General features: G+C 59.9%; 12 protein-coding genes, 1 tRNA gene and 1 pseudogene. 8 read left to right on the plus strand and 6 right to left on the minus strand.

The window, feature by feature from the left end:
* Positions 1 to 73: 73 nt before the first annotated feature.
* Positions 74 to 1,045, minus strand: a complete 972-nt coding sequence (gene sds / locus NW858_RS04905; protein WP_414347741.1) for a solanesyl diphosphate synthase — start codon at positions 1,043 to 1,045, stop codon at positions 74 to 76.
* A 114-nt stretch (positions 1,046 to 1,159) separates the two neighbouring features.
* On the opposite strand from sds, the gene NW858_RS04910 reads away from it, so the two are divergent.
* Positions 1,160 to 1,555 carry a metal-sensing transcriptional repressor gene (locus tag NW858_RS04910; RefSeq protein ID WP_414335804.1) on the plus strand — a complete coding sequence of 132 codons (396 nt, stop codon included), beginning with the start codon at positions 1,160 to 1,162 and terminating at the stop codon, positions 1,553 to 1,555.
* Positions 1,556 to 1,677: 122 nt separating this feature from the next.
* On the opposite strand, the gene NW858_RS04915 is transcribed toward NW858_RS04910, so the two are convergent.
* Complete coding sequence (locus NW858_RS04915) at positions 1,678 to 2,130, minus strand: TerB family tellurite resistance protein (RefSeq protein WP_414335802.1); 453 nt, start codon at positions 2,128 to 2,130, stop codon at positions 1,678 to 1,680.
* Positions 2,131 to 2,355: 225 nt separating this feature from the next.
* Between NW858_RS04915 and rpsP the strand changes: the two are divergent.
* The 5 genes and pseudogenes from rpsP to cysQ form a co-directional block, all read left to right on the plus strand.
* Positions 2,356 to 2,601: pseudogene (gene rpsP, locus NW858_RS04920) on the plus strand (30S ribosomal protein S16); the annotation flags it as partial.
* 292 nt (positions 2,602 to 2,893) lie between these two features.
* Positions 2,894 to 3,154 carry a KH domain-containing protein gene (locus NW858_RS04925; RefSeq protein WP_414335800.1) on the plus strand — a complete coding sequence of 87 codons (261 nt, stop codon included), beginning with the start codon at positions 2,894 to 2,896 and terminating at the stop codon, positions 3,152 to 3,154.
* A complete protein-coding gene (locus NW858_RS04930; RefSeq protein WP_414347738.1) occupies positions 3,151 to 4,254 on the plus strand; it encodes an ArsA family ATPase in 1,104 nt (367 codons plus the stop codon). The genes NW858_RS04925 and NW858_RS04930 overlap by 4 nt, the downstream gene beginning before the upstream one ends.
* A 27-nt stretch (positions 4,255 to 4,281) precedes the next feature.
* A complete protein-coding gene (hisF, locus tag NW858_RS04935; protein WP_414335796.1) occupies positions 4,282 to 5,037 on the plus strand; it encodes an imidazole glycerol phosphate synthase subunit HisF in 756 nt (251 codons plus the stop codon).
* Between the two features lie 17 nt (positions 5,038 to 5,054).
* A complete protein-coding gene (gene cysQ, locus NW858_RS04940) occupies positions 5,055 to 5,852 on the plus strand; it encodes a 3'(2'),5'-bisphosphate nucleotidase CysQ (RefSeq protein ID WP_414520035.1) in 798 nt (265 codons plus the stop codon).
* 5 nt (positions 5,853 to 5,857) lie between these two features.
* Here cysQ and NW858_RS04945 read toward each other — a convergent pair whose 3' ends face one another.
* The 3 genes from NW858_RS04945 to NW858_RS04955 all read right to left on the minus strand — a co-directional run bounded on the left by NW858_RS04945 (position 5,858) and on the right by NW858_RS04955 (position 8,587).
* On the minus strand, positions 5,858 to 6,322 hold the full coding sequence (locus tag NW858_RS04945; RefSeq protein WP_414335792.1) for a pentapeptide repeat-containing protein: 465 nt from the start codon (positions 6,320 to 6,322) through the stop codon (positions 5,858 to 5,860).
* A gap of 187 nt (positions 6,323 to 6,509) precedes the next feature.
* A complete protein-coding gene (locus tag NW858_RS04950; protein WP_414335790.1) occupies positions 6,510 to 7,283 on the minus strand; it encodes a PspA/IM30 family protein in 774 nt (257 codons plus the stop codon).
* Positions 7,284 to 7,576: 293 nt separating this feature from the next.
* Entirely contained in the window at positions 7,577 to 8,587 is a 1,011-nt protein-coding gene (locus NW858_RS04955) for a LysR substrate-binding domain-containing protein (RefSeq protein ID WP_414349234.1), read from the minus strand.
* A gap of 120 nt (positions 8,588 to 8,707) precedes the next feature.
* Here NW858_RS04955 and NW858_RS04960 point away from each other — a divergent pair, with 120 nt between their 5' ends.
* Positions 8,708 to 9,466, plus strand: a complete 759-nt coding sequence (locus tag NW858_RS04960; protein ID WP_414349236.1) for a sulfite exporter TauE/SafE family protein — start codon at positions 8,708 to 8,710, stop codon at positions 9,464 to 9,466.
* A 532-nt stretch (positions 9,467 to 9,998) separates the two neighbouring features.
* Positions 9,999 to 10,508, plus strand: coding sequence for a type IV pilin protein (locus NW858_RS04965; protein WP_414336261.1), 510 nt, complete (start codon positions 9,999 to 10,001; stop codon positions 10,506 to 10,508).
* A gap of 21 nt (positions 10,509 to 10,529) precedes the next feature.
* On the opposite strand, the gene NW858_RS04970 is transcribed toward NW858_RS04965, so the two are convergent.
* A tRNA-Arg gene (locus NW858_RS04970) sits at positions 10,530 to 10,603 on the minus strand.
* Positions 10,604 to 10,700 lie beyond the last annotated feature (97 nt).

The following is a 10,700-nucleotide window of genomic DNA, read 5'->3' on the forward strand; positions in this document are numbered from 1 at the left end:
CCGTGGTTGGCTTGCCAACTGCAGGGCTACGGAAAGCCCGCTCCGTACCGCTTAGCGGTCGGAGTCGGGTAGTTTACTGCAGCCGCTCCAGCACATAGTCCACCATTTGAAACAGAGCCCGGCGGGCTACAGAATCCGGGAGCACTTCCAGCGCCTCGGCGGCCTGACGGGCATAGTCTCGCGCCAACTGACGAGAGCGTGGGATCCCTTCGCTTTGATACACCCACTCTAGGGCCTGCTTCAGGTCTTGCGGGTTGGACAGTTCCCTGAGAATGAGCTCCCGCATCTGGGGAAATTCCTCTAAGGCGAATAAAACGGGTGCGGTGAGGTTGCCCTGGATGAGGTCGGATCCCACCGGCTTGCCGAGCATCTCTGCCGAAGCGGTGAAGTCCAGCAGATCGTCAACGATCTGAAAGGCAATGCCCAGATCCCGCCCAAAATCGAATAGCCGATCCGCCACCTCCTCGCTCACCCCACTCAGCAGACCGGCAGCCTTGGAACTGCCGGACATCAGGGAGGCCGTTTTGTAGAAGCTCTTGGCCAGGTAGTCCTCCATCGACACATCCGGGTTGAAGCGGGTAAGGCTCTGACGCACCTCTCCTTCTGGCAGATCCATGATCACCTTGGAAAGGAGCTTCACCACTTCCAGATTGTCCAGACTGGCCAAATACCAGGCAGCCTGACCGAAGAGGTAATCCCCCGCCAGCACGGCTATCCGATTGTCGAAGAGGGTGTTTACCGTGTCGATTCCTCGTCGCACGTCGGCAGCATCGATGACATCATCGTGTACCAAGCTGGCCGTGTGGATCATCTCGGTAATCTCTGCCAAGCGCCAGTGGCGGGGTGTGATCTCCCCATCGGGAGTGGTGGCACGGGCAATGAGGAGCACAATGGCTGGCCGGATCCCTTTCCCACCTGCCGAAAACAGATGCTCGGCAGCCATAGCCAGAATGGGGTGCTTGGCGCTAACCAACCGCGTCAGGTTCTGGCGTAAACGCTCCAGATCCGCTTCTACAGGGCCAAAGGGGGAGAGCACAGAGGTCATGGAGCCAGCGTATGAGAGGTTTTACAAAATTTCATATCTTTTCTTATTGTAGAGTACCCTATCGTTCCCAGGGAAAACCAAGCAGTATTATGCAAGCAGTCTTCTGCCCTTTTTATGTCCGATCCTGTCCTTCCACTTGGCGCTCGCTCCGTTCCACCGCTCCCTTCAGAACCCGATTGGGAGGAGGAGTGGGAGTTGGCGCTGGAAAAGCCGCCCCTGTCTGGGCGGGCCCAGCCTCACCATCATGATCCTCAGTCACGGCGCAAGTTGATCAACCGCTTGGCGCGCATCGAGGGGCACGTTCACGGGATCCGCTCCATGATCGAGCAGGATCAACCTTGTCCAGATGTGCTGCTACAAATTGCCGCCGTCAAGGGGGCGCTGGATCGGGTGGCGCGGCTGATCCTGGACGATCACATCCGCCATTGCATCCGCCACGCCATCGAGACCGGCAATATCGAAGTGGAGCTGGAAGAGCTGCAACGGGCCCTGGATCGCTTTATCGGCTAGGTTGCGATGGCCAGATGTCTGGGCTGAACCTGAAAGACTCCCTGGCTTGGTTGGGGGAAACACCAAGCCGGGGTGTTGATGCGGTTGCCAAGGCCGGCTGTTCTGGCTGATGCTATCTAATGCTATTCGGTAGCTGGATCTCCCTGAGAAGGCTGGGCGTAGCGCTCTAGCAAGCCCCTGTTCTTCAGTTGCCATTGCAGGCCCATGAAGGCACAGTTCAGGAACTCGTCGATCTCCTCCCGGCTGAACTGCATGGCCTTGCCGATCTCAAAAATGAGCGCCTCCTCCTTTTCTGTCAGCTCGTTGTTGACCACCGCCATTGTTGTCAGATCCCGCAGGATCAAGGCCCCGGCTGCGTTGTGCAGAGGCGGGATCCCGCTGAGGTCTAGGGTTGCGTCTGTTTTCTCGGCCAGATAGGTTTGGGCCACCTGTTCTTCAATGCCCATCCCTTCGGCAATTTGCAGGAAAAAGTTGGTTTCCTCTTCGTCCAACTGGCCGTCCACTCGGGCCACCGCGATCAGGGCTTTGAGGTAGAGCTGGCGCTGCTCATCTGTCAAGTCGGCGTAGTTGACCATGGGGGTTGTTGCTGAGTGTGGGTTTCCTCTTCAACTTTGCCACGAAGATCGCCGCCTGGCGTCAGTTCGGCTCTTTTTCAGCCAAGGAAAAAATCGACTAAAATAGAGAGCCTGTGTCTGCCCAGATTCCCGTAAGGGATCGAAGCAGCGGACACTGGGTCGATTTCGCTTTCCCTCTAACCACCCTTCACAGCTTGCGGAGCAACCCTAAGGAGCAGATACCCCATGGTCAAATTGCGGCTCAAGCGCTACGGAAAAAAACGGCAACCCAGCTATCGCATCATCGCCATCGAAAGTAAAAGCCGTCGCGAGGCCCGTCCGCTGGAGGAATTGGGCTACTACAACCCGCGCACCAAAGAGACGGTTTTGGAGACGGCGGGCCTGCTCAAATGGTTGCGTTGTGGCGCTCAGCCCACGGAGACCGTGGAGGGTCTTCTCAAAAAGGCCGGCATCTACGAGATGCTGAAAGCAGGAGAAGGCGGAGTGGTTGCCTCGATTCGCATCCCGGCCATCGCCAAGCCTGAAGCTGGGATCCCTGAGCCAACAGAAGAACCTGCTACGGAAGCTCCTGAACCCGATGCAGAGCCGGCTGTGGCAGAGGCTGGATCCCTGCCAGAATCGAGCCACCAAGAATCTGCAATTGAAGAGCCACGGGTCGAAGAAGCAGCCAAAGCCTAGGATAAGGACTTCGTCCCGCTGACGCCATCGGTTAACCTTTTGGCTATAGGCTCGGCTTGAACCCGTTTTTCCTTACCAGACGCCCATGCCAGACTACAAAGCCCTTGTCCATCTTTTGATCGAGCCGTTGCTCAGCTCATCTGGGCTGCAGATGGACGTGGAAACCACCTGTGGCGGGCGCAAGGTATGGCTGCGGCTGGCCTTTGACCCCAAGGATCGCGGGCGGGTATTCGGGCGCGGCGGGCGCACTCTGCAGGCGATTCGGCAGGTGATGATGGCGGCAGCCCAGTTGGCGGGCCAGTCTTTGTACATCGACATCTACGGCGAGGCAGGAGAGCGGGAATGAGCCAGATCCTCACCTTTTTGGGTAAGGGGGGCACAGGCCGGAGCACGTTGGCGGTGGCAGCAGCGCGGGCAGCAGCCCAACAGGGGCGGCGAGTGCTGTTGGTGGGCCATCAGGCGGGGCCGGCGCTGGAGATGCTCTTGGGCGGGATCCCACTTGCCGGGGAGCCGGTGACCATTGCTGCCAATTTGAGCGTGGTGCAGTTGCGCACAACTCAGCTTCTGGAACAACACTGGACGGCGGCCAAAGAGCTGGAAGCCCGATATGTGCGCACTCCCTTTTTCCGGGAGATCTACGGTCAGGAGCTGGGGGTGTTGCCGGGCATGGATCAGGCGCTGGCCCTGGAAGCGCTGCGCCGCTACGATGCCAGCGGCCAATACGACTGCATTCTCTACGATGGGCCGGGGGATCTGACCACCTTGCGGGCTTTTGGCATCCCGGAGGTGGCCAGCTGGTACTGGCGGCGGGCTTCCCAGGCTTTTCTGGGATCCGACTTGGCCAAAACCCTGCGCCCTTTTGCCGAGCCGTTGCTGCGGTCGGTCAGCACCGTGGAGTTCTCGTCTTTAGAGGATCTGTCGAATCGGCTGGGGGGGATGACCAACATTTTCGAGCAGGGGCGGCAGGCCATCGCCGATCCGCGCCGCGTGTTGGCCCACCTGGTGACCACCCCGGATCCGATGGCCGTCCAAACCGCCCGTTACCTCTGGGGCAGCGCTCAGATGGTGGGGCTGACGGTGGGCGGCCTCTGGGTCACCCCTCTGGCTCCGGGCGAGGTCTCGGCTGCCGATTTTTTCCCCTTGACCGTACGCACACTTCCCCTGCGTCAAGGATCCGATTGGTCAGCTTTGGAGGCAGCGGTGGGGGGCATATTCGCCGTGCCGGATGTGCCGCCGCCCGTGGCCATCGACGAGGGAGCGCGTACAGTCAAGCTGTTTATTCCCGGCTTCAGCAAGGCCCAGATCGAGCTGAGCCAGTCGGGCCCGGAGCTGACCATCACCGCCGGGGATCAGCGGCGCAATTTGTTCTTGCCTCCTAGCCTGGCGGGTCGGCAGGTGGCCGGGGCCAAGTTTCAAGAACCCTTCTTGGTCATCAGCTTCGGCTAGGCCATCACGCCAGCGGAGGAGAAGGCGATGTTGGCCAAACGGATCATTCCCTGTCTGGATGTGGCGGCGGGGCGGGTGGTCAAAGGGATCCAGTTTGTGCAGTTGCGCGATGCCGGGGATCCGGTGGAGCTGGCCCAGGCTTATGATCGGGCGGGGGCGGACGAGCTGGTCTTTCTGGACATCACCGCTACCCACGAGGAGCGGGAGATTTTGCTGGAGGTGGTGCAGCGCACGGCGGAGCAGGTGTTCATCCCCCTCACGGTGGGAGGTGGGATCCGCGATGTGGAAGGGATCCGGCAACTGTTGCGGGCCGGGGCCGACAAGGTAAGCCTCAACTCGGCGGCAGTCCGGGATCCGGATCTGGTCACCCAGGCCAGCCGTCAGTTTGGATCCCAGTGCATCGTGGTGGCTATCGACGCCCGCGCCAAACCAGGGGGATGGGAAGTGTACGTGCGCGGGGGGAGGGAGCCGACGGGGCTGGACGTGGTGGAGTGGGCCAAAACCGTGGCCGAGCGAGGGGCAGGGGAGATCTTGCTCACCAGCATGGACGCCGACGGCACCCAAGCGGGCTACGACCTGGAGCTGACCCGCCGCGTGGCCGAGGCGGTGGCGGTACCGGTGATCGCCTCAGGGGGGGCGGGAGACTGTGCCCACATCCGCCAAGCTCTGCAGGAGGGGGGGGCAGAGGCAGCCCTGTTGGCTTCTCTGTTGCACTACGGCCAGTTGACGATTGCCCAGATCAAAGCCGATTTGGCCGCCCACGGCATTCCGGTGCGCTGCTAAATCTTGGGGGGTTGCCCATGCAGGATCTGGCCGATCTCTTGCCCCGTGTCAGCCGCCTTTCGGAAACAGCCGGGCAAGCCATTTTGGAGATCTATCGGCAAGATCAGATCCAGGTCAGGGATAAGGCCGACTCCTCCCCCCTCACCGAAGCAGATCTGGCCGCCCACCACCTGATCCTGCGGGGCCTGCAAGATCTAACTCCGGGGATCCCCGTGCTGTCGGAAGAATGCGGCGGGATCCCCTATTCGGAGCGGCAACAGTGGCGGCAGTTCTGGCTGGTGGATCCCCTAGATGGCACGCGCGAGTTTATCGGGCGCAACGGCCAGTTCACGGTCAACATCGCCCTCGTCGAGGCGGGGATCCCCATCTTAGGCGTCGTCCATGCCCCGGCTCTCGGCCTTACCTACAGGGCAGCGCAAGGGCTGGGGGCCTACAAAGGCAAAGAGCCCATCCGGGCCCGCCCCCCCGCCCAGGCTCCTCTGCAGGTGGTGGCCAGCCGTTCCCACCGCAGCCCGGAGACGGAGCAATTCCTGGAGCGGCTGCGACGGCGCTACGGTTCTCTCGAAGTCAAGTCTGTGGGTAGCGCCCTCAAGTTTTGCCTGGTGGCCGAGGGATCCGCCCATCTCTACCCCCGCTTTGGCCCCACCCTGGAATGGGATACCGCCGCCGCCCACTGTATCGTCGAGCAGGCGGGGGGAAGTGTCACGAACTTGCAAGGGGATCCCTTGCGCTACAACAAACCGGAGCTGCACAACCCGCCCTTTGTAGCAGCTGCCGAAGGCGTTACCCAACTGTGGCAGGAGCTGGTTCCCTAGAAAGCCTACATGCCCATCTCGGTCGGGTTAAAGCCATCCGGGAACTTCGTGTACTCGTCGTAAAGGGCGCCACGGAAGTGGGTGTTGGTGATGATGGCTCCGCGCAGATCGGCGCCAATGCGCAGATCGGCCCGGTTCAGCTCTGCTTCGCTAAGGTCAGCCCTGAGCAACTTAGCCCGGTAGAGGTTGGCCCCCCGCAGATCCGCCTTCACCAACTTAGCTCCGATTAGGTTCACCCGTCGCAGCTTGGCTCCGCGCAGGTCGGCTCCGGAGAGATCCGCCCCTGCCAAATCCGCCTCGCGCAGATCCGCCCCACTCAAATCGGCATCCCGCAGAATGATGCCCCTCAAGTTCGCACCGCTCAACTGGGCTCCGCTCAAGTTGGAGCCAGAGAAATCCCGCTGGCCAGACGCATAAGCCTGCAACAGTTGCTTGGCATCTAAAAGAGGCTTGATACTCGCTGTTGTCATCGCTGTTGGTTCTCTCGCAAAAACGCAGGAAGGCTACCTTAACCCAAGCTCCCCCCTGCCAGAAGCAGGCCGAGAGCTCTTCTGGGCTAGCTTACCACTCTGTGTCCCCCCGGTAAGGACACCCCAACCCACCTAAGCCAAGAGGAAACATGCCCCCGGAACTCAGGCAGACACGGCCTCCCATTGTTCAAAGCTGGTCGATTTCGCGGCGCAGATTTTCCAACTCCGCATCTACCTCGCTTTCAGCCGAGGCAGCAGATTGGGCTTGCGGCAAAACTTTCCGCTCTCCGGCGGGCAATTGGCCCTGCATCGCCGCTTTCAGCATCATCAGCTCGTGATCGACATCCGACCCACCTGCTTCCAAAGCGGCAAACTGGTTCTCCAAGTTGTCCACCGCCAGCTCCGCCACCGCCGCCGACTGAGCTTCCAGGGAGTTCACCTTCTCCTCCATGCGCTCGAAAGCCGCGAAGGCACTGGTGGCGTCCACCCGTCCGATGACCTGGTTAATTTGTTGAGAAGCCTTGGCAGCGCGGGCCCGGGCGATGAGCATATCTTTCTTGGTCTTGGCCTCGGCGATTTTGCTCTCCAGCTTGGTCATGTTGGCCTTTAAGACCTCCACCTGCTTGGTCTGCTCATCCAACTGCCGCTTCAGGCTCTGGGCAGTTTCGGCAAAGGTTTTCTTGCGCACCAGCGCTTCGCGGGCCAGGGCTTCGTTGTTGTTGCGCAGGGCCAACTCGGCCCGTCTTTGCCACTCGTCAACGTTCTGCTGCGCTTGCTCATACTGCCGCTCGATCCGCTTCTGGGCAGCAATGGCCTGGGCAACCGCTTGCCGCATTTGGTAGTGATCCTCCGACATGTCCTGAATGGTTTGGTTCAGGATTTTCTCCGGATCTTCGGCGCTGCTGACCAGCGCGTTGATATTGGATCTGATGATTCGGCTGACCCGATCGAACAATCCCATCGGTTGTTTCCCCCTCTAGCAGTCTGACCTAATGCTACCCTTGCCGTTCCGGTGCCTTCCAGTGCTTCTACCTCAGTATAGGGATCCCTGGCCGAGATCCGAGGAAATGGGTCAGAGGGGATCCTGCCCCAGCCTTTATGTCTTATCCCCGGATCTCGGTGGATTGCACCGGACTACGGGGGTACTGATAAAGCCCAGAAGGCTTATCGAACGTCGGTGTTGGACTGTACGACCAGTCCAGAGACGGGGGCCCGAAGGGCGCTGGGCTGTTGCTTGGCCAGCCCGATGTCTGGCTAGGTCGATGGAAGTTGATCGTCGGGCGAGTTCCCCAAATCTAGGAGGCGGATCATGTTCTCAAAAGCCTGGGCGGCGCGCGAGAGGTGGCGTTGGCGATGCTTGAGCAGCAGAAAGGGGCGTCGCAGAGCATCCGATCCGGCGGCCAGGGGCACTGCCCGCAGATCCCCCAGGCGCACTTCGTTGCGGATCATCAATTCCGAGATGGCGCCAGCTGCGGATCCCTGACTGACCAGGGCCTTGACCATTTCCCCACTTTGCAGGCGCAAGATGACCGATAGCCGCTCGACAGGGATCCCCCAGCAGGCCAGGGCAGCTTCAAAACGCTGCTGGGTGCCGGATCCCGGCTCCCTCATGATCCAGTCGGTTTCCACCAGATCTGAGATCTCGATGTTTGGCCGACCATACCAAGGATGTCCTCTGCCGACAATGAGGCAGAGGCGATCCCAATCGATGACGTGCTGTTCCAGGTGAGGTCGATCCTCAGGTCGGATAACGCCCTCCACCAGGCCCAGATTGAACTTGCCCTGCAGCAAACCCTCGGCAATGGCCTCTGTGTTGGCCAGCGTGCAGCGGATCTGAATGCCGGGGTAGCGCTGCTGGTAGAGGCTGAGGCGGTAGGGCAGCCAGTAGTTGCCGATGGTGAGGCTGGAACCGAGGTGAAGCTCCCCCATCTGCAGATTATTCAGCTCTTTGAGGCCCTGTTCCGTCTGCGCCACCCGCTGCAGAATCTCTTGGGCCTGCCCCTTCAGCCATAGCCCAGCTTCCGTCAACTCCACCCGCCGCCCTATCCGGTGAAACAGCGGGATGCCGTAGCTCCGCTCCAACGCCTGAATGGCAGCGCTGACCGCTGGCTGGGTGATGTAGAGGGCAGCGGCAGCCCGGGTGAAGTGCAGGTGCTCTGCCACCGCCAAAAAAATCCGCAGTTGCTCCAACGTCATTTTCCAGGGATCCCTGCGCATCGGCGGAGTGGATGTTGATTTCTCAAAGCCACCCTGTGGCTCGGCCATGCCAACACAACCGGATCACATAGATCATAACTAGGATTTATTTTTTTTAGAGTTAAAACCATTTGATTTTATCAGTTGCCTCCCTTACCGTCGAGGCAGAGCTTGGCGGTGGAGATGCTGATGAGTTGGTGGGTGACGCTGTTGGTGGGGTGTGGCATTGGCTTTTGCGCCGGTTTGTTTGGCTTGGGGGGCAGCTCTTTGGGCACGCCGTTGCTGCGGTTGCTGGGGATGCCGGCAGTTGTGGCGTTGGCCAGCCCTCTGCCCCTCACCTTGCCCAGCGCTCTGGGAGGAGTGGTCGCCTTTCAAAAACGGGGAATGATCCACTGGCGGGTGGTGGGTCGCACAGTGGTCTGGGGGATCCCGGCGGCAGCGCTGGGGGCATGGACGACGAAGTTTCTGCCGGGAGTGGTGCTGATGTTGCTGACGGCGGTGTTCATTTTTGGGATCGGGCTATACGGCGTGAGCGGATTACGGGGTTTTCTGCCCAGCGAAGAGAAAAAGGAATTGCACCTGGAGCGGATCCCGGTGGGTTCTCTCTTGTTGAATTTCTTGAATGGGGTGCTGGCCAATGGCGGCGGACTGGTGTTGGTGCCTTTCTACCAACTGGCCATAGGGCTGGATCTGCGGAGCGCTCTGGCCAGCTCCCTTGCTTCGGTGGCGTTGTTGGCCGTCCCCGAAATTTTGGTTCACAACAGCCTGGGGCATATTGATTGGGGCACCACCTTCTGGCTGGCGTGGGGGGTGTTTCCCTGCACGGTGCTGGGGGGTAGATTGGCGTTGCGACTTTCCACGCCGTTGCTGACCCGCCTGTACGGGGGATTTTTGGTGGTGCTGGCCCTCTACTTCAGCATCCGGGAAATCCTGCAATCGTCCACGTGATCAGCTAGAAACCGCAGGAGCCCCAGCAGCCGACCCCCCCACGGATCCCTCGGGGGCGGTTTGGCATTTCTGGCTGGGCAAACCCTATGGTAGGAAGGCTTTGTGGTTTTCTGGCTATTTCTGTGCTGGCGTGGGCGGAGCTCCTCTTTCATAGGAGTTCCGTAGCCAGGCGGGCTCTTTCCCACGCAAGAGATGGATCTACATGAGCTGTAGTGGATAACACTGAAAAAAGTTGTAACGTTCGCTTGTCCCAATGCCCTCCAGAGCCGATAGTGTCTGCCTAACCTGCAGGGACGCCACATCCGCGCTCAGGGCTTTCAAACCGGCTCCCAAAAAACCCTGCTACAGGCGGCCTTGCGATCCATCTGAATCCCAGCCCAACGCCGGCGCGGCTTCAGGAGTTCGCATGATTTGGCGAGGAAAGTTTTGCGTCTGCGAAGGGTAACCTGAGACCAAGAATAAGACCTGAATGCTGGCCTAAATTGCGTGTATCTGGATACCTGAGTTCTGCGAAGGTGGAGTGAATACTGCCATGAGCCGACTTTCCTCTCATGAAGCCTATCTGAAGAGGATGCTCTTCCGCCCGACCACTGCAGCCCCCCACGGCATGACGTTGATCGAGTTGCTGGTGGTCATCGTAATTGTTGGTATTCTCTCCGCTGTGGCTATTCCCAATCTGCTCAATCAGATTCGTCGCTCCAGAGTTGCTGAAGCCCAAGCAGCTTTGGCGACCGTTGGCCGTGCTTCAGAAGTTTTCCGCATGGACTTTACGGTTTATCCCTCCGGCTACACCGATATCGAATTCGGTGGGGTTCACGGGGATCGCTATTTGCAAGACCCCTGGCCAGCCTACAACTATCGTCTTCCTGAAGTGGTTCCTCCTGCTCCTGGCGTGACCGGCATGCGTTGGATGACTGAGGCTCATACCCATGTGAGTGCTGGTGGGGAGCTTCTGCGCTGTGACATCGGCCTTGGGGATCGCCAGCAAGAGGTTTTGGCTTCTGGCTACGACCTGCACAACTCCTGCAACCTCTATCGGTGAAACTCTGAAGATTTCACACAACGGGACTGGGCGGACTTGAACCGCCGGCCTAGCGCTTAGGAGGCGCTTGCTCTATCCATCTGAGCTACAGCCCCAGACAAAGAGAGAATGGAGTAAGGGATGCTGGGCAACACCTACCGATCTTAAACCCCCAACTTAGATTACCAGAAAGAGCCATCTAGACCTTTGCCT

This window comes from Synechococcus sp. H55.10 (genome assembly GCF_047502715.1).
In the GTDB taxonomy this organism is placed as follows: Bacteria; Cyanobacteriota; Cyanobacteriia; order Thermostichales; family Thermostichaceae; genus Thermostichus.

Coding starts and splice junctions, on each gene's coding strand:
- NW858_RS04915 (WP_414335802.1), bottom strand. CDS start 2,130: ATGGTCAACTACGCCGACTTGACAGATGAGCAGCGCCAGCTCTACCTC.
- NW858_RS04950 (WP_414335790.1), bottom strand. CDS start 7,283: ATGGGATTGTTCGATCGGGTCAGCCGAATCATCAGATCCAATATCAAC.
- NW858_RS04965 (WP_414336261.1), top strand. CDS start 9,999: ATGAGCCGACTTTCCTCTCATGAAGCCTATCTGAAGAGGATGCTCTTC.
- hisF (WP_414335796.1), top strand. CDS start 4,282: ATGTTGGCCAAACGGATCATTCCCTGTCTGGATGTGGCGGCGGGGCGG.
- cysQ (WP_414520035.1), top strand. CDS start 5,055: ATGCAGGATCTGGCCGATCTCTTGCCCCGTGTCAGCCGCCTTTCGGAA.
- NW858_RS04910 (WP_414335804.1), top strand. CDS start 1,160: ATGTCCGATCCTGTCCTTCCACTTGGCGCTCGCTCCGTTCCACCGCTC.
- NW858_RS04955 (WP_414349234.1), bottom strand. CDS start 8,587: ATGGCCGAGCCACAGGGTGGCTTTGAGAAATCAACATCCACTCCGCCG.
- NW858_RS04930 (WP_414347738.1), top strand. CDS start 3,151: ATGAGCCAGATCCTCACCTTTTTGGGTAAGGGGGGCACAGGCCGGAGC.
- NW858_RS04960 (WP_414349236.1), top strand. CDS start 8,708: ATGAGTTGGTGGGTGACGCTGTTGGTGGGGTGTGGCATTGGCTTTTGC.
- NW858_RS04925 (WP_414335800.1), top strand. CDS start 2,894: ATGCCAGACTACAAAGCCCTTGTCCATCTTTTGATCGAGCCGTTGCTC.
- NW858_RS04945 (WP_414335792.1), bottom strand. CDS start 6,322: ATGACAACAGCGAGTATCAAGCCTCTTTTAGATGCCAAGCAACTGTTG.
- sds (WP_414347741.1), bottom strand. CDS start 1,045: ATGACCTCTGTGCTCTCCCCCTTTGGCCCTGTAGAAGCGGATCTGGAG.